This window comes from Paenibacillus sp. MZ04-78.2 (genome assembly GCF_024213375.1).
In the GTDB taxonomy this organism is placed as follows: Bacteria; Bacillota; Bacilli; order Paenibacillales; family NBRC-103111; genus Paenibacillus_G.
On sequence record NZ_JANAVJ010000009.1, the window covers coordinates 78885 to 97140 of the forward strand.

Sequence of the window (18256 nt, forward strand, 5' to 3'; positions counted from 1 at the left end):
CTCCTTTAATTGCGGACCAGGCAAGACATTCCGGCGAAGGAATCGGCTCGCTTCCGCCTTCACAAATTGTGATAGTTTTCACAATATAAGATGTTGCGGTTTTTTCAGCGACCGTGCGCGCCTATTTTACGATGATTTTCATCATCATGACTTCGTGCGCCGCGCCGCAGTATTCGTTACACAGTACCAGGTACTCCCCCGGCTTATCGAACGTATACGAAAGATGGTTCACCTCGCCCGGTACGGCCATCATGTTGATCGTCGTTCCGTTCACTTGAAACCCGTGCACGACATCGGAGCTGGTTACTTGAAAGCGAACCTTCGACCCCGCCGGAATTTCCAACTTATCGGGATTGTACCCGAAAGCGAAAGCGATCAAAATCGCTTCGTACTCTTTGTCGCCAATTTGGCGAAGCCCCGGGTTATCGAACGGCGGCGTCGTACTCAGCGTTTCCGGGTTTACCGTATGCCGGTGATTGCCTGGCGGCTCCATCCCTAATGCAAACGCTCCCACTCCAACGACGCTTAAAAACAAGACTAACATGGAAATCCCGAAAATGAGCCAAATTTTTTCCAAACGATGAATATGCATGCTTCTTCAACTCCTTCAATCTCTGTTTCGTTCCCCGTTACGGTTTTATCCCCTGACCAAGAACAATACGAAGACCCCGATCCAGCTTAGCAGCAGAAACAATCCGAGCAGCATGACGGAAGCGAACGTGCCTCTTAAGCCTTCCTCTTCGTTCTTTTGTTTGACAATCGGCGTTTCCCCTTGATGCGTTTGGGGCGCGGCGTTGTGTGGTTTAGCCATCTCATTCCCTCCCCTTGTGCGGGACATCTTATGTCCTTATTGTAGAGGTCTGGGACCAAAAGGCCCTATGATTTAAATCACTTCAAAAGTCGAGGATTCTTGAACGTTTTATGGACGAAAAAGACGAAAATCGTCGAACCTGCTTCCGGTTGTGACGAAATTCGATGACGGCTTGATTTTGTTTATTTATTCTCAAATTGTAAGGATAAGGGAGGCATCTTTCATGGCTTTGTTTTTGATGATATACGCTTGAAATTGCTGCTCGATGTGCTGTACCCTCTAGGATAAGGGAATTTCGACGTTGTCAATCTATATCAATGCAGAGTGACGCCGAGAGGCAAACGATTTTGTACGAGGAGGGACGATATGCCTGTTCCATCGGTATTGAACAACATCGCAAGCCTGTTTAAAGAAGAGCTGAACGACAACCTGGCGGGCATGTATTTGCACGGCTCTTTGGCGATGGGATGCTTTAACCCGGATAAAAGCGATATCGACCTGCTGATTGTTGCCAAACGCAGCTTGGCAGCGAAAACGGCGAGGCGGATCGCCAAAAAGCTGCTTGCCATCGACGGCGAGCTGCCGAACAAAGGCGGAATCGAGCTGAGCGTCGTCCTCGAAAGCAGTTTGGACAAGTTCGTTTATCCTACGCCTTTTGAATTTCACTATTCCCCCTTGCACAGGGACAAGTATCGGATGGACGAGAATTATATTTGCGGAGGCCGGGAAGACCCCGACCTGGTGGCGCACTTTGTTGTCGCTTTTCATCGGGGAATTGCTTTATATGGAAAGCCGCTGCGCGAAGTGATGCGGCCCATCGACAAGCGGTTTTACATCGAATCCATTCTTCACGATGTAGAGGACGCGCCCCAAGGCATCCTGAAGGCGCCAGAGTATTATGTCTTGAATTTGTGCAGAACGTTATATTATCTCAAGGAAGGCGTCGTTGCTTCGAAACGGGAGGGCGGCGAATGGGGCTTAAAAGCGCTGCCTTCGGCGTACGTGGAGACCGTTCGTCTATGCTTGGAGCGGTACGGCGGCAAAGCGGACCTCTTGGAGCCGGACAAGGGGCTGCTATCTGATTTCGCCAGCTATATGCTCGGTGAAATCCGGCGGTCGGTTCCGTGAGCCCGGCAGACACAACAACAGACGCACCGTCGTATTTCGGCGGTGCGCCTGTTTGCGATAAGGATTATAATACCGGCCATGTCTCCTTGCGGTAAGCCATGTCCCAGAACATGTATTCATACCGGCTGCTGAGAATGAAATGATTCTGCATCCGTTCCCGGTCCTGAGCCGTTGCCTGCTCCGCCAGCTCGTCCAGCCGGGCGATCTGCTCTTCGACGAGCACCCGGAACCAATCGCCGCCGTAGGCTGCGATCCAATCGCGGTAGATCGGCTCTTCCGGCGTGCAGCCCGCCAGCCGCTCGCCGATTTCGTAATACAGCCAATAGCATGGCAGGATCGCGGCGATGATGTCGCCGAGCTGACCGGTATATGCCGCGCGGATCATATGGGAAGTGTAGGCATACGAAGTGGGCGCAGGCTCGAACGCCGCTTTTTCTTCCTCGGTGACGCCAAGCAGCTTGCTGAATTTCTCATGCAAGGACAACTCCGCCTCGTAGGTGCCCTGCGCATGACGCGCCATGCTGTTCACTGTTGCCAACTCGTTTGCTTTAGCCGCGCCGAGCGCCTGCACGCGGGCGAATTGGGCCAAATAGTACGCGTCGTTCAGCACATAATGCCGAAAGCAATCGAGCGGCAGCGTTCCATCGCCGATGCCCTTGACGAATGGGTGCTCGAAGCTGGCTTGCCAGCTTGCGTCCGCCGCTTGTCGTACTTGCTCTGAAAATTTCATAACCAATCTACCTCCTTGAAATTGGGTAAGCCAACCATTGCCGCATAACTATCGTACGTCGCCGACCGGAAAATACGGAAACTTCCAGCCGAGCAGCCAAGCGGCCGCCCAGACCGTCAATGTGACGGCCAGCAGCAGGCCGTCGCTGCCCGACCACCCGATACGGTAATAATACGTACGATTTGTGACGGACGAGAAGCACTTCGCTTCCATCGCCACCGCGATCCGCTGCGCTCGGCGGATGCTCTGCGCCAGCAGCGGAATCGAATGCCGCTTCAGCGTATCGACCCAGCCGATGACGCCCTTTCTCATCTTGACCCCGCGCACTTTGAGCGCCATTTGCAGCGTGCGGTATTCGGCCGCCACCATCGGCACGAGCCGCAGAGCGGCCATGAAGCTGTAGGCGTATTTCGCCGGAAGCCGGCACTGCTGCATGAGCGAGTAAAACAAGTTTACCGGACTGGTCGTCAAGCCGAACAGCAGTCCGATCATCGCGGCGTTTACGGTTTTCAGCCCGATTTGCAGCCCGCGGAAGAAGCTTTCCTCCGTGATGTGCACGAGCCCCCAGCGCACCCACGTCGTCTCTCCCTTGCCGAAAAATACCATCGAGGTGGAGGAAGAAACGAACATCAGCGCAAACGGCAGGGACAGCAGCAGCAGTCTGCGCCACGGGTGTCCGGTGGCGGCAAAGAGCAGCACCAGATACATCCACGTGATATTGGTAAGCACGTTGATGTCATGCGTGAACAGAACAAGCAGGAACAGGCCTACCGATACGAGCAGCTTAAAGCTCGGATTGACGCGGTGCAGCCACGTTTCCCGATACGACCAGGCCAACAGCACGTCTCGTCAACTCCCTACCTCTTCGAATGTCGTCCGCCGCTCCGGGCGCAGCCGCGCCTCATAAGCTTCGGGGCTCAACTCCGTGGCGAGGACGCCTTGCCGCACCTCCCACACCCGGGTAGCAAAGCGGGTTACAATGTCGGGATCGTGCGTCACCATGACAATGGCCGTTCCTTCCCGCCGCCATGCTTCGAGCTTCTCCAGAAGCGCAAACGTATTCGCCGCGTCCTGGCCAAACGTCGGCTCGTCCAGCAGCAGAAGCCGCTGCGCTTTGACAGTTGCGGCCGCTACACTCAGCCGGCGCTTCTGTCCAAGCGAGAGCTGGTACGGATGCAGGCTGCGGTGGCCCTCAAGGCCGAACCACGCCAGCAACTCCTCCGTCTTCGCACGGACCGCGGGTTCCGGCTCGCCGTCCCGGCGGAAATTAAATGCTACTTCGTCGTATACCGTATTCGCGACAAATTGCATTTCCGGATTTTGAAAGACGTATGCCGCCATGTCGGCGACGTCGTCGAATTCCCGGACCGTACGGCCACCCAGTTCGTAGCTTCCTTCCGTCCGCAGCAGCTGCATCAGCGATTGCAGCAGCGTGCTTTTGCCTGCGCCGTTCTCGCCGACGACGGCGATCCAGTCGCCGGCGGTCAATTCGGCCGCCGCCGCTTCGAACTTCTTCACCGGGCCGTAATAGCCGGCGAAGCGGTCCAGCCGGAGCAGCGGCTCCTTCGTCGCTGCCGGCTCTATCCGCTCCCGCTGCGCAGCGGCATTGCGCCGGTCGTAGTCCTCCCATACGCCGGGGTACCAGATGCCATACTCCCGAAGCTCGCGCTTATGCGATCTAAACACCGCGCCCGGCTCTCCGTCGGCCAGAATGCGCGCCTGCGTATCGAACAGCACGACCCGGTCGACAAAATCGACGATCTCGTCGATCTTATGCTCCACAATGAGCACCGTCTTGTCCCGGGTCACCTGCTTGACGGTTTCCCATACCTCGGTCGTGCCTTCCGGATCGAGCAGCGCCGTCGGTTCGTCGAGGAACCAGACGTCCGGCTCCAGCGCCAGAAGCGAAGCGATGGCGAGCCGCTGCTTCATGCCGCCCGACAGGGCGGCGATCGGGGTGTGCAGTTCCTCAAGCCGCAGGCCGACCTGCTCCAGGCAGCTTAGAATCCGCAGCTGCATTTGGTCGCGCGGCACCTGAAGATTTTCGAGCACGAACGCAATCTCTTCGTCGGCATACGGCATGCAGAACTGTGCGTCGGGGTCTTGGAACAAGTAGCCCCAGGATGGCGGAATGCCGATGCTGTCGTATTTGACCGGCACGTCGACCGCTTGCGGAATCAGGCCGCTCAATACTTGCAGCAGCGTCGATTTACCGCAGCCGCTTGGCCCGAGCAGCAGCACCTTTTGCCCCGCGTCGGCGCCGAAGCTCAAGCCGTTGAAGAGCAGCGACGGACTGCCGGGAAATTTCAAGCGCAGCCCCGATACGTGCGCGATCCGGTCTACGCCGCTCATTTCCGGTCCAGCGCCTTGTAATCGTCAAGGCTTGCCGGGCGGACAAGCTGCGTGACGCCGGTCTTCTCCAGCGCTTTAACCAAAGCGTAAGCCAGCGGTCCGGTAATCAGGAACGAACCGACGAATCGGAGTACGATATACAATGAGAGATTCCATGGCTGCAATACGGTCAAGTAGCTTTTGAAGTAGTCGAATACGAGCGCCCCTGCGCCGGACGCCATTCCGGCCAGACCGGCAACGGCCGCGCCATACCGCTTATAGCCGAACGCCGCGAAGACAAGCTCCGCGCACAACCCCTGCGAGATTCCGTACGTCAGCGAACTGACGGAGTATTGCGAGCCAAGCAGCATTTCCGTCAGAGCTGCAGCCACTTCCGCCAAAAAGGCGACGCCCGGCTTGCGGATGATTAAGAAAGCGACGCTCGATGCCATAAACCACATGCCATAAACGAATTGCTCCAATTGGATGCCCGGCACCGCCGCCAGATTGTACACGTCCCCCCATATCCGGTAGACGATACCGAAGACGACGGCGATGACGACGGTGACCAGAATGTCGGTCAGCTTCAAGCCTTTTTTCATCTGTTTCCTCTCCTTCGAAGAACTGTAAGTCTTATCCGGGACACAACAACGTCGGTCTGCCCAAGCGGATTACGCCAAGATAAACGCGAAGCCGTAAATGACATGAAGCTTACGGCTCCGCATCAACTAAAAAAGCCGCCCCCGTATAAGACGGAAGCGGCTCTTGTAAGCACAGTTTGATGCAAGCGTGCTGACGCTCTCCACTTCCCTACGCTGGTATCAACCAGATCAGGTTCAGAGGGTCTAGGATCTATCGATCCAATCTCAGCCTAAGCGGCGCCCCTAGTGACACACCTATATTACCACGGTTCACCAAATTGTCAATAAGAAAAGCTTCTTATCGAAGCATTATCGAGGAAGATACATTCGTGTCTTAGAGGAAGCTTTTCTTGCGAGCAGAAAGTTGAGTGTTCATGCGGTTATCGCGCACACCGCGACAGAGTTGGAGCGATCAACATCCTGCGCCAACCTGTGATAGATGGTAACAGTCTATCAGCCTAGATAGCTATACGCTCTGATCTAGGATGAGCTAATGAGCTAGCTCTTAACTTAGCAGTCTGCACAAAACAGAAATGGCCTGCGTGCGTTAACTAGCTAAGAATCCCACGGCTTTAACCGTGTCGGAGGCTCAATCTTAACAAAAACGGAGGCAATCCACGGGATCTACTCCAGGGTTAGCCCTTTTGTACCGTATTCATGTCGAAGTTTGAAGAAAACTAGGAGAAATTTACCTTATATCGAAAAATAATTACTATCCTTTACTAGGAAATGGTTGCGAACTATGGCCTTCATTGTCGGATTCTGCTAAAATAAAGGAACCTTGGTACTACCCGGTACCTTTGCGCGCCTGTAGACCACGTATGCGGGTTGCAAGTGATGGAAGCGCTGTCTTCAACGGAGGAAGGAGCCTTACTATGGACAAACTGCTTCGATCGCAGCTTGAGACGGAATTGATCACGACCGAAATGGTGAAGCATTGTTCTTATTGCGTCATGATCTCGCCCGATCCGCTGCACCGAACTCCCATCTATTGCATTAAATATTCCGGGTCAAGCACCCCGATCCTGGTTAATTTAGCGACGTGTCTGACGTGCGGCGATTTCAAGAAATGCGAGCTGCGCTTCGAGCCATCGTGACCGCGCTTCTACAAAAGTTTTTGCTTATGAAGCTTTATATGACCTGACCGTCTGAACGGAAGGCTCCTTCGGGGGCTTTTCTTGCTTTTTCGGACCCGTTTGACTGTTGCTTTGTCTTTTGTTCTATGTCAAGATAAGCGTTGTACCGCATTTCCATATTAAAAGGAACAGGTGAACCATAGCCCTATGAAGATTTCGTTTTTTCGGCTGCTGACCGAGCTCTCCTCCCGTAAATCGGTGTCAAGGCTGACAGGAGCTTTCGCCAAATCCCGTGCCAGCCGCGGGCTGATTCCCCGCTTCGCAAAAACGTACGGGATCCGTGTGCAGGACGCGGAAAAAGCGGTTCACGAATACGGATCGCTGAACGAGTTTTTTTCCCGTCGGCTCAAAAGCGGACTTCGTCCGATCGATGCGACGCCGAACACGCTGGTTAGCCCGGTGGATGCCATGATTACCGGCATCGGGCCGATTCATGAGGGACTGATCGTCAATGTCAAAGGACAGGACTATACCATTCAGGAGCTGCTTAACGAGAGCCCCCGGATGATCAATTATACGAACGGCTACTATTGCGTGCTCTACTTGAGCCCGACCGACTACCACCGGATTCATTCGCCCGTCACAGGCGACATTCTCGAGAAGGAGCATGTCCCCGGCAAGGTGTATCCGGTCAACGAATTTGGTCTCCGTCACATGCGTCGCGTACTTAGCCGGAACGAACGGTTAATTACGTACATGCAGCACGACGCGGGAGAAATCGCCGTCGTTAAGGTCGGCGCGCTGAACGTCAGCAGCATTCAATACGTCGTCCCGCTGCCGGACCGGCTGGAGCGCGGCGACGAACTGGCTTACTTCGAATTCGGCTCGACCATCGTTCTTCTAATGGAGAACGGCACGTTCGAACCGCGGACCGCACTGGAAGTCGGAAGCAAGGTGAACGTCGGAGAAGCGCTCGGAACGTTTAAGCGTCGGGAGTAGCGCATACCGACCGACAGACGGAAGGAGTCGTTTCTCATGAAGGTCCAAAGCGGTCCGGCGCCTGCGGCTCAGCAGGCTGTGCGGACGGACGTCAAGCCGACTGTTTTTCGCATTCTGCTCGCCATCAGTCTGGTGCATCTGTTTAACGATACGATACAAGCGGTGATTCCGGCGATCCTGCCGATTCTCAAAGACAAGATGAGTCTCAGCTATATGCAATCCGGCATCATCGTATTCGCCCTGAATATGACCGCTTCGGTCATGCAGCCGGTTGTCGGCTTCTATTCGGACCGCAAGCCGATGCCGTACATGCTGCCGATCGGCATGAGCTTTACCTTTCTCGGCGTCTTGGGGCTGTCGCTTGCGCCGAACTACACGCTCATTCTGCTGTCCGTTCTGCTGATCGGAGTCGGCTCCGCCATCTTTCACCCGGAAGGCTCGCGCGTCGCTTACATGGCCGGAGGCTCCCGCCGCGGCTTGGCCCAGTCGATCTTTCAAGTCGGGGGCAACTCCGGGCAATCGCTCGCTTCGGTCATGACGGCGCTCGTGTTCGTTCCGCTTGGGCAGCTCGGCGCCTTGTGGTTTACGGCCGTGGCCGGGGCGGGCGTCCTCGTCCAGCTGTATATCTCCCGATGGTATCAGGGATACGTAGCGGCCAACCCGCCGCAGGCCCGAAAAAGCGGCTCCCGCGCCATGAGCCCGGCCCGCAAGAAGCAGATCGCGTTTGCGGTAGGCATGCTGATCTTTCTCGTGTTTGCCCGTTCCTGGTACCACGCGGGCATCACGATTTATTATCCGTTCTTCCTAATGGACAAATTCGGCATCAGTCTGGAGCGCGCGCAGATGTACATTTTCCTGTTCGCCGCCGCGGGCGCGCTCGGCACATTCATGGGCGGTCCGCTGTCCGACAAGATCGGACGCCGGAACGTTATTTTTATGGCGATGCTCGGCGCGGCCCCGCTGGCTCTGGCGCTGCCTTATGCCAATGCGTTCTGGACTTATGTCATCCTGCTGGTGAACGGCTTCATCATCCTGTCAAGCTTCTCCGTCACTGTCGTCTACGCGCAGGAACTGATGCCCGGCAAGGTCGGCACGGTGTCCGGTCTGATCACAGGCCTCGCCTTCGGACTCGGGGCGCTCGGCGCGGTAGGTCTCGGCAGCTTGATCGACACCTTCCATCTGCCGCTCGTCATGCAGCTGGTCAGCTTCCTGCCGCTCATCGGCCTGCTGACGTTCTTCCTGCCGAGCGACCGTACGCTGAAACAATGGGCGCAAGAAGCGGAGTAACGCGCACAATACGAAAAGGCTGTTTTGGATTCGAAATTCCGAAACAGCCTTTTTGCTATATATCGAAAGGCTTGCCTACTCCCCTTTCATCCGTTCTACGCCCTGCCTAAGCTGCTCTTCGGACAAATGAGGAAAATTAAAGTACGCCCCGTATTTTGCTCCCTCTTCCGTCTCGACCCGCGCTTCCGACCAGCGGACACCGCGTTCCTCGCAAGTGGCGCGGTAGTCCAAGTACTCCCCTTCTGTCCCCAGCCACCAGCCGAAAATATGAAGTCCCGCGTCGCTCTCGACAAACCGGAACCGGTCCGACAATTCGCTTGTGAGCATTTGCATGAACAAGGCAAACTTGCGGCTGTAGATCCGCTTCATCCGCCGCAGATGCCGCTCGTACTCCCCGGAAGCCATAAAAGCGGCCAGCGCCTTTTGCTCCAGCAGGTTGGCCGGGTGCGGCTCGTACAGCGCCTGGGCGCGGGCGAACGGCTGTACGAGCGAAGGCGGCAGCACCGCATAGCCGATGCGGACCTCAGGAAGCAGCGTCTTGGTGAAGCTGCCGACGTAGACGACGCGCTCTTCGCGGTCGAGTGCCTTGAGCGGCTCCAGACTTTTGCCGCGGTGGCGGAACTCGCTGTCGTAATCGTCTTCGACGATGACGGCTTCGCACTCGTACGCCCACCGCAGCAGCGCCTGCCGCCGCTCCAGGCTCAGCACCGCCCCCGTCGGAAACTGCCGCGTCGGCGTCACGAACAGCGCCCGCGCCTCCCAGTCCGCGGGCACGATGCCTTGCGCATCGACCTCCGCGTCGATGCACTGTCCCCCGGCGGCCCGGATGGCCCGGCGGATGCCCGCGTAGCCCGGCATCTCGGCGACAGCCGGCTCGCCCGGTTCGACCAGCAGCTGCGCGAGCAGCGCAAGCGCCTGCATCGAGCCGCCCGTGACGGCGATATGCCCGGCCTCTACGGCGATGCCGCGGGCACGGCGCAGATAGCGGGCGATGCCTTCGCGCAGCGGCCCGTAGCCTTGCGGCGGGCACTCCCTCCGGCCCGCGCCGGAGGCGGTCATTTCGCGCACCGCGGCGTGCAGGCAGCGGTTCCACGCCTCGCGGGGAAAAGCATCAAGCTCCGGTGCGAAGCAGTCGAAATCGATAGCCGCCTGCGGCACCATGCGGCCGCGGGGCGAGGCCGATTCGAGCCGCTCCCCCCAAGCCGACAAGCGGTACGACGCTTCCGGACGGGCCGCGTCCGGACCGCCCTGCTCCTCCTTGCGGAAAGCGACGTAGGTTCCGCTTCCGGTCCGGCATTGCAGATAGCCTTCGGAGGCCAGCATCTCATACACCTGATTGACCGTCCCGCGCGAAAGCCCGTACAGTCCGGCCAGCTCCCGGGTCGACGGAAGCCGCAGCCCGTAGGCGAGAACGCCTCCGGTTACTCCGTCGTGCAGCGCATGATAGAGCGCCAAAAGCTTCGTCGGGTGACGTTCAAGATAAGCGTGGTAAGCGATGTGAAAGTGCATTTCCGATATCATCCTTTCAAGCCGAAAAGGCTCGTTTTCTACAAGTGGTCCAATAAAATAAGTTTATATTGACTATTTTATAATATCAATCATCAACAAGCCATATCAAAAGGGCTCACGAAAAGAAAAATGTTTAAGAATCGGAGAACAATTTAAAATGGTCTTATAAAAAACCACTCAATTGGCTCTTTTCCATTGTCAATAATCGAGGTACGATGTCGAATATTTAGGAGCCGCTTGCACCTGCGGCGGCAACTATCCGAAAGGAGAGCACGATACGATGAACCCTTCGCATTCCTTGACCGTTCGTCAAGCCGAGCACGGCGATATCAAGGCGCTGGCGCCGCTGTTTGCAGGAATGAACAATGATTAAAAAAATTTGGGGAGGGGCTTATAAATGAGAAGAGCTGAATTTTCTATTCAAGAGCAACAGGAAATTGATCATTTTTTAAATGAGATGTCCTTCGGTTATCTGGGAACCTTAGACAAGGACGGGTGGCCACATATTACTCCTCTAAATTACACGTATCAGAATGGGAGCATTTACATCCATGGTTCAAAGAAAGGTGCAAAAATGGATGAGATATTGGCTTCACAAAAAGTAAGTTTCGCGGTTGCTAAAGAGTTTGCTATTATCCCATCTTATTTCACAGACGCTCGGCAAGCTTGTCCCGCATCAGCTTTTTATAAATCCGTTCATATTCGAGGAATCGCTGAGCCTGTTAAGGATTTACATGAAAAATCCGTTGCACTAAGCGGCCTAATGGAAAAACTTCAACCTGAAGGGGGCTATGCTCCTATTACTCCGGAAGATCCAAAATATCAAGGAGAATTAAAGGCGGTTTCAGTAGTAAGAATCTCTGTTGAAGAAATAACTGCGAAATTTAAATTTGGGCAAAACCTAAAGGGGGAACGTCGCGATAAAGTTATTGAGGGGCTTAATGAAAGAGGAAGAGCTGAAGACGAAGCAGCTATTGAATTTATGAAAAAGTACTGTCCCATGCATAAAAAAGAGTAGGTGACACGAAAACTGCTGGATTATAGAGTTAATAAGGATGGCAAGCTTGCGGGGGCATCCCGTACCTGACGATTACCTGAAAAATACCCGTCTTTTCATCCCGACGCAAAAGCGGTATGCTAAAGGTAAATCGCACTTTTGGACCCCGAGGAGGCTCCCGCAAACGATGACATCCGAAACCGAACTGAACCGGCTGGCCGAGCGGCTTCCCGCCTGGCTCGAAACGAGCCGCAAGGAATCCCGGCACGGCCAGCCCGCCTCCTACATCCCCGAATTGGCGCATGCTCCGGGCGACGCCTTGGGAATCGCGCTGCTCGACGCCGCAGGTCGCGAAGTAACGGCAGGCGACAGCCGATTGTCCTTCACCCTGCAAAGCATCTCCAAAGTGTTCACGCTGCTGCTTGCCTTGATGGATCAAGGCGAAGAAGGCGTTTTCCGCAAGGTCGGCATGGAGCCGACCGGCGACGACTTCAACTCCATGCTGAAGCTGGAGCTGGTTGAGCCCGGCATCCCGTTCAACCCGCTGATCAACGCGGGAGCCATCGCCATCTCGTCATTGATCCGGGGCGCTACCCCCGTGGAAAAAACGGAGCGAATCCTCTCCTTCTTCCGCGAGCTCGCGGGCGACCCAACGCTGACCTTCAGTGAAGCCGTGTACCGCTCCGAAGCCGCTACCGCACACCGGAACCGGTCTCTTGCCTACTTCCTCAAAGATAACGAAGTGCTGGACGAAGAGGTAGAGCCGGTGCTGGATGTTTATTTCAAGCACTGCTCGGTGGAAGTGACCTGCCGCCATGTGGCGCGCATGGCGCTCGTTCTGGCGATGAACGGAACCGATCCCTTGACGGGACGGGAGCTGGTGCCGCGGCGCTATGTGCAGATCGCCAAGACGTTCATGGTCAGCTGCGGCATGTACAACGCCTCCGGCGAGTTCGCCATCCGCGTCGGGCTTCCGGCCAAAAGCGGCGTCTCTGGCGGCATTCTCGCCCTCGTGCCGGGACGGTACGGCATCGGCGTCGTCGGCCCGGCGCTGAACGATAAGGGCAACAGCATCGCAGGCGTCCACCTGCTGCAGACGATGTCGGAAGCGTTCGACTGGAGCATGTTTTAGCTGGAGCGGACAGTCCCAAATTTAATTTTCAAAGAACGAAACTGGAAGTTTGAAGGTAGCCGTCAGTCCCGAGGACTGGAGTTAGATCAAGAAATACATACAAGGAAGCAATGACCTGTGGAGCGTCCGGCACCTTTCCGTATTCGAGAAGAAAACCTAATTGCGCGTGCCATCATCCGGAGACGCTGTCGCCGCGAGCGAGGGCTCATCTGAAAGACAACCATTGCTTACTAAATCCACAATTCTAGGAGAATACCGCTATCAGTCTTGCTATCGTAGAAAAAAAGGAGATTTTTAAAAAAGGTATAGAACATAGAATCTATACCTTCAGCCTATTGAGAAACCCTCAACAGGCCATTTCTATCAAACGTATGTTCTCTTTCTCCTCAAATTAAAGAAACTTCCCGTGCTTTATCCATGTCGAATTGCAGTCCCGGCATCGAAAAAAAATCAAATAACGCCTTCCCGTGCTCTATTTGCTGAAAAGCAACATCCCCAACCAAATTAAATTTCCGAAGAAGAAGCAAATCGCTGCCTGGCTGCGACATCATGGCGTCCGGCTAACATGGGTTATTTCCGCGGCGGCGGCTATTCCTCCGATTATTTGACCAAAGGCGGCATGCCGATGACGATGTCGCGCCTCAATCTTGTGAAGGGTATCGGCCCTGTTCTCCAGATTGCCGAAGGCTATTCGGTTGACCTGCCGGAAGAAGTGCATGAAGCGCTTGATCATCGTACGGACCCTACTTGGCCGACAACTTGGTTTGCGCCGATTGTAACCGGCGAAGGAGCGTTCCGTTCCGTTTACGATGTTATGGATAATTGGGGAGCGAATCACGGAGCGATTAGCTATGGACATATTGGCGCAGACTTAATTACGCAGCATCCATGCTGCGCATTCCTGTAAACATGCATAATGTTGCTGAAGAGCGCATTTTCCTCCCGCGTGCGTGGGGACTGTTCGGAACAGCGCAAACCGAAGGCGCTGACTATCGCGCATGCTCCAATTTTGGACCGCTTTATAAATAGAATTTGTACAAACGAAAAAGCACAGCCTCTTGAGCCGTCCCCGTAAGGATCGCGCGTCAATGAAGCTGTGCTTTTCACTTCCCAGTGCCTTATTTCAAATCTTTCATGGCGACCGCGTCCATGTCAGAGAACTCTTGGTTTTCACCGGCCATCGCCCAAATGAACGTATAATTGCTCGTGCCTACGCCGCTGTGGATCGACCAACTCGGGCTGATGATCGCCTGCTCGTTGCGGACAACCACGTGACGGGTTTCCGTCGGCTCGCCCATCAGATGGAAAACGACGCCGTCTTCCGGCATATCGAAGTAGAAGTACACTTCCGAGCGGCGGTTATGCGTATGGCAAGGCATCGTGTTCCACATGTTGCCCGGTTTCAACAGTGTCATACCCATCACGAGCTGGCAGCTTTGAATGCCGTTCAAGTGAATATATTTGTAGATCGTGCGCTCGTTGGAGTTGGTGATCGAACCAAGATGCTGCGGCTCCGCCTCGCTGATCGCCACCTTTTGCGTCGGGTAATTTTTGTGCGCCGGGGTCGAGCTCAGGTAGAAGCGCGCCGGATTCGCGGCGTCCGCGCTCTTGAACGCGACTTGCTTGTTGCCGAGGCCGACGTACAGGCCGTCTTTGTTCTCCAGCACGTAATCGGTGCCGTCGACCGTGACGATGCCTTGGGCGCCTACGTTAATAATCCCGATTTCGCGGCGATCAAGGAAATAGTCCGCCCCCATGTCGTGCTTATCCGCTTCGAGCAGAACCGGCTCCGTCGTCGGTACGGCGCCACCCGTAATGAAGCGGTCCACGTGGCTGTACACCAGATTCAGCTTGCCCGGCACGAACAAGCCTTCGATCAAATATTGTTGGCGCAAACGTTCCGTATCGTACGTTTTCGTTTCCGTCGGATTGGTCGCATAACGAATTTCCATAGCCATCGTATAATTCCTCCCGTATTTACATAGTCACTGCTATTATAAACCATACGTTCGTTTAAGTTCAAATTAATTATTTTCGAACCAATATGAACCTAAAAGGACATATAAAAGCGCAACCGCGAGTAACGAGCATGATCGTTCGCCGCCTCCGCCCTTTTCAGCGTATTTGCCAGCCGGATGCGCAGGCTTCCGGATCGCAAGCGTCCCCATGCGGCGCTCGCTGCGGCTCGACGGATAGTCAGGCCGCATCTGAGAGCATTCCGCTCCAACGCTACCTTCCGGCTCAGCTCCGCCGGTTCCGCTCGATTCGCGTGCCTGCCGCTTCGTAGCTGCGTGCCGTCTCCTCCGGCAAATACGGATCGGTCACGATCACGCCGATTTCGGATAGCTTCGCGAAGGTGATCAGGGCGCACTTGTCGAACTTGCTGTGGTCCGCCACGCAAAACACCTGCTTCGCGGAATCGATCATCGCCCGTTTTTGACCGACGTGGGAATGGGTAAAGATCGTAAATCCATACTCCGGATGAATCCCGGTCGTGGACAAGAACGCCTTCTGCACGTTCAGCCTGCCGAGAAATTTCGCGGCTTCTTCGCTGACCAGCATATTCCGGCTGCGGAAGCCGCCGGGGACGACCAGCCTTACGCGGTCCTTCTTGATCAGCTCGCTGATGATATGCAGATCGTTCGTGATGACCGTCAGCGGCGCATTGTCGAGCAGCTTGGCCATCTCCAGCGTCGTGCTGCCGCTGTCGAGCGCGATAATGTCGTTCGGCTCGACGAACCGCAGCGCCCACTCCGCCGCCTCCCGCTTCTCGTCCGGATGCTTCGGATTCGGCGCGAGCCCGGCCAACAGGCCGGAGTAGCCTTCGTTGGCCAGCACGGCGCCGCCGTGAGTCCGGTGCAGCAGTCCTTTGTTTTCCAGCTTCTCGAGATCCTGCCGGATCGTCTTGCCCGTCACCCCGAGCTTGCCCGCCAAATCCGCAACGGACACCTCGCGGTGCGCCATAAGCAGCTCCATAATTTTCTCGTATCGTATGATGGCCGTCATCCTTGTCCCCCGCTCTGCGGATCGTTGCTCCTCACGCCAATCCGCACCCCTATTTTTGCTGCCCCTATGGTATCACAGCTTCCTCGGGAAAACCAAGCATCCCCGGCAAATTCACCCGTATGCCCATTCCCCTCCCTTTGCAGGCGGTCTCTGCCGTCAAATCCGAAACTCCGTGACGCTGCCGTACGAAAAGTGTTATAATATGGTCTGATGTAAGCAATGAAGAACATGGAAGGATGGACCGTCATGAACCCTCTTGCCCAAAGTTTAAATGAAGCTATTCAAAAGGAAAGCCCGCACGTTTACGAGATGCTGTCCGAGCTCGGCAAACAAATTTATTTTCCGAAGGTCGGCATCCTGAGCCAATCCGCCGAAGCGAAGGCAAAGGCCAAGAAGTTCAACGCCACCATCGGCACGGCGCTGGAGAACGGTCAGCCGATGCATCTGAAAGTCATCCAAGATACATTGTCCGCTTACAATCCGAAGGACATTTACGAATATGCCCCGCCGGCGGGCAAGCCGGAGCTTCGCACCGCATGGAGCAGCAAGATGATCGAGGAAAATCCGTCCCTACAAGGCAAAAACCTCGGCAATCCGATCGTGACGAACGCGCTTACCCACGGACTGAGCATCGTGGCGGATTTGTTCGCCGGTCCCGGAGACGCCGTCATCATTCCGGATAAAAACTGGGAAAACTACGAGCTGACCTTCGGCATTCGCCGCGGCGCGGAGATCGTATACTACCCGCTTTACACGGAAGACCGTCAGTTCAACGCGGCAGCGCTCCGCGACGCCCTGCTTGCGCAAAAGGGCAAAGGCAAAGCCATCGTCGTGCTGAACTTCCCTAACAACCCGACTGGCTACACGCCGGGTCCCGAAGAAGGACTCGCCATCGTAGCGGCAATTAAGGAAGCGGCGGAAGCCGGCATCAACGTCGTGGCCGTCACGGACGACGCTTACTTCGGCCTGTTCTTCGAAGAATCGCTGCATGAGTCGCTTGCCGGCCAATTGGCGGAGCTTCATCCGCGCGTGCTGTCGGTCAAGATCGACGGCGCGACGAAGGAAGAATACGTGTGGGGCTTCCGCGTCGGCTTTATTACGTACGTCGGACAAAGCGATGCGACGCTGGCGGCTCTGGAGCAAAAAACGATGGGCATTATCCGCGCGACGATTTCCAGCGGCCCGCATCCGTCGCAGACGTTCGTGCTGCATGCGCTGCAATCGCCGGACTTCAAAGCCCAGAAGCAGGAGAAGTTCGACATTATGAAAGCCCGCGCCAACCGCGTCAAAGCGCTACTCGATACCGGGAAATTCGATCAGGTATGGGACTACTACCCGTTCAACTCCGGCTACTTTATGTGCCTGAAGCTGAAGACGGTCGACGCCGAAACGCTGCGCTTGCACCTGCTCGATAAATACGGCGTCGGGACGATCGCCCTCGGCGAAACCGATCTCCGCGTCGCCTTCTCCTGCATCGAGGAAGCGAATATCGACGAGCTGTTCGAAACGATCTACCAAGGCGTTCTGGATCTCCAAAATGTCGCCGCGAAATAAACGAAATCCGTAAAAGCCGAGGTTCGCAAGAGCCTTCGGCTTTTTTTGCATTTGCAATCGACCGAAAATGAATGCTACAATAAACCTACGTTAACACCTCGGTTAAGTGAGGCTTTATCCGAAAGGAGGAATGTGGATGACAGCACGCCGACATAAGCACCCTCTTCATGTTCTTTTTGTACTGCTTACCGGTCTGTTCCTCACATTCTCCTGGTTCATCCCGATTGCCGAAGCGGAAAATCCGCCGCTCACGCGCTCGATGACGATGGGCCGATCGGGCGCCTCCCGCGCTGTCTCCACCAGATCCCGTCAGCAGACGGACAACGACATGCACACGCCTGTTTCAGGCATGCCGTATCTCTGTTCGAAAGCAATCCGCTTTCCCATACCTGCCTTCATCTTGGAGCGGCGCTCAGACCGTTCCATCTTCCTCCTGCTCAAGCAGCAGCTCTTGATGCCCTTAAAATTTACGGTGAATACGTACCTCGCTCCCCAAGTTTGATCGTTTACGGGCTCCGGCAGCCGGACCCGCAATCCAAAACTTGGGAGGAGATTCCATGACAGACATCCGAGAGTCCGATCTTCCGGGAATCGGACGAAAATTTCAACTGCACACACGCGGAGGCGATAAATTGGTCGTGGTCATCCACGACGACGGAAGAAGAGAACTGTACCATTTTGATCCGGACGATCCGGATGAGACCATCTCCACGGTAACGCTGGATGACGACGAAGCGAGAATGATGGCCGGGATTATCGGCGGGATGAGCTATCGGCCCAAATCGCTCGAAACGATGGAAGTGGCGCTGGACGCCTTGGTCGTGGAATGGTTCAAGATCGACGCCGGCGCAGGCAGCGTCGGGCAGACGATCGGCGGGCTGAACGTCCGCCAGCAAACGGGAGCGACGATTATCGCCGTCGCCGAGAAAAACCATACGCACTGCATCAATCCGGGCCCAGAGTACGTGCTTCATGCGGAATCGACGCTCGTCGTCGCGGGAGAACGCAAGCAATTGAAGGCGCTGAAGGAACTCCTTCAGCAAGGGAGCCTGTAG

General features: G+C 55.6%; 18 protein-coding genes, 1 pseudogene and 1 riboswitch. Of the genes and pseudogenes, 10 read left to right on the top strand and 9 right to left on the bottom strand.

Annotated features, from left to right (window positions below):
• Positions 1–121: 121 nt before the first annotated feature.
• Together NLX71_RS09640 and NLX71_RS09645 are read right to left on the bottom strand one after the other, a co-directional pair.
• Positions 122–592: a cytochrome c oxidase subunit II gene (locus tag NLX71_RS09640; protein ID WP_254363389.1), complete on the bottom strand. Its 471-nt coding sequence runs from the start codon at positions 590–592 to the stop codon at positions 122–124.
• A 45-nt stretch (positions 593–637) separates the two neighbouring features.
• Positions 638–811: a cytochrome c oxidase subunit 2A gene (locus tag NLX71_RS09645; RefSeq protein ID WP_254363390.1), complete on the bottom strand. Its 174-nt coding sequence runs from the start codon at positions 809–811 to the stop codon at positions 638–640.
• A gap of 366 nt (positions 812–1177) precedes the next feature.
• Here NLX71_RS09645 and NLX71_RS09650 point away from each other — a divergent pair, with 366 nt between their 5' ends.
• Positions 1178–1939, top strand: coding sequence for an aminoglycoside adenylyltransferase domain-containing protein (locus tag NLX71_RS09650; RefSeq protein ID WP_254363391.1), 762 nt, complete (start codon positions 1178–1180; stop codon positions 1937–1939).
• 64 nt (positions 1940–2003) lie between these two features.
• Here NLX71_RS09650 and tenA read toward each other — a convergent pair whose 3' ends face one another.
• The 4 genes from tenA to NLX71_RS09670 are packed head-to-tail and all read right to left on the bottom strand — an operon-like array spanning position 2004 to position 5602.
• Positions 2004–2669 carry a thiaminase II gene (gene tenA / locus NLX71_RS09655; RefSeq protein WP_254363392.1) on the bottom strand — a complete coding sequence of 222 codons (666 nt, stop codon included), beginning with the start codon at positions 2667–2669 and terminating at the stop codon, positions 2004–2006.
• Positions 2670–2717: 48 nt separating this feature from the next.
• Positions 2718–3512 carry an energy-coupling factor transporter transmembrane component T family protein gene (locus NLX71_RS09660; protein ID WP_254363393.1) on the bottom strand — a complete coding sequence of 265 codons (795 nt, stop codon included), beginning with the start codon at positions 3510–3512 and terminating at the stop codon, positions 2718–2720.
• Between the two features lie 6 nt (positions 3513–3518).
• Positions 3519–5021, bottom strand: coding sequence for an ABC transporter ATP-binding protein (locus NLX71_RS09665; RefSeq protein WP_254363394.1), 1503 nt, complete (start codon positions 5019–5021; stop codon positions 3519–3521).
• A complete protein-coding gene (locus NLX71_RS09670; RefSeq protein WP_254363395.1) occupies positions 5018–5602 on the bottom strand; it encodes an ECF transporter S component in 585 nt (194 codons plus the stop codon). The genes NLX71_RS09665 and NLX71_RS09670 overlap by 4 nt, the downstream gene beginning before the upstream one ends.
• A gap of 188 nt (positions 5603–5790) precedes the next feature.
• Positions 5791–5896: riboswitch (TPP riboswitch) on the bottom strand.
• A 620-nt stretch (positions 5897–6516) separates the two neighbouring features.
• On the opposite strand from NLX71_RS09670, the gene NLX71_RS09680 reads away from it, so the two are divergent.
• From NLX71_RS09680 to NLX71_RS09690, 3 genes are all read left to right on the top strand, one after another.
• Positions 6517–6738 carry a hypothetical protein gene (locus NLX71_RS09680; RefSeq protein WP_254363396.1) on the top strand — a complete coding sequence of 74 codons (222 nt, stop codon included), beginning with the start codon at positions 6517–6519 and terminating at the stop codon, positions 6736–6738.
• A 186-nt stretch (positions 6739–6924) separates the two neighbouring features.
• The gene (gene asd, locus NLX71_RS09685; protein ID WP_254363397.1) at positions 6925–7716 is read left to right on the top strand and encodes an archaetidylserine decarboxylase; all 792 of its coding nucleotides are present in this window, start codon (positions 6925–6927) and stop codon (positions 7714–7716) included.
• 36 nt (positions 7717–7752) lie between these two features.
• Positions 7753–9003: an MFS transporter gene (locus tag NLX71_RS09690; RefSeq protein ID WP_254363398.1), complete on the top strand. Its 1251-nt coding sequence runs from the start codon at positions 7753–7755 to the stop codon at positions 9001–9003.
• A 75-nt stretch (positions 9004–9078) separates the two neighbouring features.
• Here the strand turns inward: NLX71_RS09690 and pdxR are convergent, their stop codons facing one another.
• Positions 9079–10512, bottom strand: coding sequence for a MocR-like pyridoxine biosynthesis transcription factor PdxR (pdxR, locus tag NLX71_RS09695; protein ID WP_254363399.1), 1434 nt, complete (start codon positions 10510–10512; stop codon positions 9079–9081).
• 397 nt (positions 10513–10909) lie between these two features.
• On the opposite strand from pdxR, the gene NLX71_RS09700 reads away from it, so the two are divergent.
• The 3 genes and pseudogenes from NLX71_RS09700 to fucI all read left to right on the top strand — a co-directional run.
• The gene (locus NLX71_RS09700) at positions 10910–11530 is read left to right on the top strand and encodes a pyridoxamine 5'-phosphate oxidase family protein (protein WP_254363400.1); all 621 of its coding nucleotides are present in this window, start codon (positions 10910–10912) and stop codon (positions 11528–11530) included.
• Positions 11531–11696: 166 nt separating this feature from the next.
• Positions 11697–12641 carry a glutaminase A gene (gene glsA, locus NLX71_RS09705; protein ID WP_254363401.1) on the top strand — a complete coding sequence of 315 codons (945 nt, stop codon included), beginning with the start codon at positions 11697–11699 and terminating at the stop codon, positions 12639–12641.
• A 508-nt stretch (positions 12642–13149) separates the two neighbouring features.
• Positions 13150–13670: pseudogene (fucI, locus tag NLX71_RS09710) on the top strand (L-fucose isomerase); the annotation flags it as partial.
• Between the two features lie 89 nt (positions 13671–13759).
• On the opposite strand, the gene kduI reads toward fucI, so the two are convergent.
• On the bottom strand, positions 13760–14593 hold the full coding sequence (gene kduI / locus NLX71_RS09715; RefSeq protein WP_254363465.1) for a 5-dehydro-4-deoxy-D-glucuronate isomerase: 834 nt from the start codon (positions 14591–14593) through the stop codon (positions 13760–13762).
• Between the two features lie 289 nt (positions 14594–14882).
• Positions 14883–15647 (bottom strand): DeoR/GlpR family DNA-binding transcription regulator, encoded by a 765-nt coding sequence (locus NLX71_RS09720; protein ID WP_254363402.1) that lies wholly within the window; start codon positions 15645–15647, stop codon positions 14883–14885.
• Between the two features lie 246 nt (positions 15648–15893).
• Between NLX71_RS09720 and NLX71_RS09725 the strand changes: the two genes are divergently transcribed.
• From NLX71_RS09725 to NLX71_RS09735, 3 genes are all read left to right on the top strand, one after another.
• The gene (locus NLX71_RS09725; RefSeq protein WP_254363403.1) at positions 15894–17201 is read left to right on the top strand and encodes an aminotransferase class I/II-fold pyridoxal phosphate-dependent enzyme; all 1308 of its coding nucleotides are present in this window, start codon (positions 15894–15896) and stop codon (positions 17199–17201) included.
• Between the two features lie 136 nt (positions 17202–17337).
• Positions 17338–17703 (top strand): hypothetical protein, encoded by a 366-nt coding sequence (locus NLX71_RS09730; RefSeq protein WP_254363404.1) that lies wholly within the window; start codon positions 17338–17340, stop codon positions 17701–17703.
• Between the two features lie 55 nt (positions 17704–17758).
• Positions 17759–18256 (top strand): cation:proton antiporter regulatory subunit, encoded by a 498-nt coding sequence (locus tag NLX71_RS09735; protein WP_254363405.1) that lies wholly within the window; start codon positions 17759–17761, stop codon positions 18254–18256.

What these genes read in the sequence shown, in the direction of transcription:
- glsA (WP_254363401.1), top strand. Translation starts at nt 11,697, where the DNA reads ATGACATCCGAAACCGAACTGAACCGGCTGGCCGAGCGGCTTCCCGCC.
- NLX71_RS09690 (WP_254363398.1), top strand. Translation starts at nt 7,753, where the DNA reads ATGAAGGTCCAAAGCGGTCCGGCGCCTGCGGCTCAGCAGGCTGTGCGG.
- NLX71_RS09725 (WP_254363403.1), top strand. Translation starts at nt 15,894, where the DNA reads ATGAACCCTCTTGCCCAAAGTTTAAATGAAGCTATTCAAAAGGAAAGC.
- NLX71_RS09735 (WP_254363405.1), top strand. Translation starts at nt 17,759, where the DNA reads ATGACAGACATCCGAGAGTCCGATCTTCCGGGAATCGGACGAAAATTT.
- NLX71_RS09665 (WP_254363394.1), bottom strand. Translation starts at nt 5,021, where the DNA reads ATGAGCGGCGTAGACCGGATCGCGCACGTATCGGGGCTGCGCTTGAAA.
- NLX71_RS09650 (WP_254363391.1), top strand. Translation starts at nt 1,178, where the DNA reads ATGCCTGTTCCATCGGTATTGAACAACATCGCAAGCCTGTTTAAAGAA.
- pdxR (WP_254363399.1), bottom strand. Translation starts at nt 10,512, where the DNA reads ATGCACTTTCACATCGCTTACCACGCTTATCTTGAACGTCACCCGACG.
- NLX71_RS09645 (WP_254363390.1), bottom strand. Translation starts at nt 811, where the DNA reads ATGGCTAAACCACACAACGCCGCGCCCCAAACGCATCAAGGGGAAACG.
- kduI (WP_254363465.1), bottom strand. Translation starts at nt 14,593, where the DNA reads ATGGAAATTCGTTATGCGACCAATCCGACGGAAACGAAAACGTACGAT.
- tenA (WP_254363392.1), bottom strand. Translation starts at nt 2,669, where the DNA reads ATGAAATTTTCAGAGCAAGTACGACAAGCGGCGGACGCAAGCTGGCAA.
- NLX71_RS09670 (WP_254363395.1), bottom strand. Translation starts at nt 5,602, where the DNA reads ATGAAAAAAGGCTTGAAGCTGACCGACATTCTGGTCACCGTCGTCATC.
- NLX71_RS09640 (WP_254363389.1), bottom strand. Translation starts at nt 592, where the DNA reads ATGCATATTCATCGTTTGGAAAAAATTTGGCTCATTTTCGGGATTTCC.
- NLX71_RS09680 (WP_254363396.1), top strand. Translation starts at nt 6,517, where the DNA reads ATGGACAAACTGCTTCGATCGCAGCTTGAGACGGAATTGATCACGACC.
- asd (WP_254363397.1), top strand. Translation starts at nt 6,925, where the DNA reads ATGAAGATTTCGTTTTTTCGGCTGCTGACCGAGCTCTCCTCCCGTAAA.
- NLX71_RS09720 (WP_254363402.1), bottom strand. Translation starts at nt 15,647, where the DNA reads ATGACGGCCATCATACGATACGAGAAAATTATGGAGCTGCTTATGGCG.
- NLX71_RS09730 (WP_254363404.1), top strand. Translation starts at nt 17,338, where the DNA reads ATGACAGCACGCCGACATAAGCACCCTCTTCATGTTCTTTTTGTACTG.
- NLX71_RS09700 (WP_254363400.1), top strand. Translation starts at nt 10,910, where the DNA reads ATGAGAAGAGCTGAATTTTCTATTCAAGAGCAACAGGAAATTGATCAT.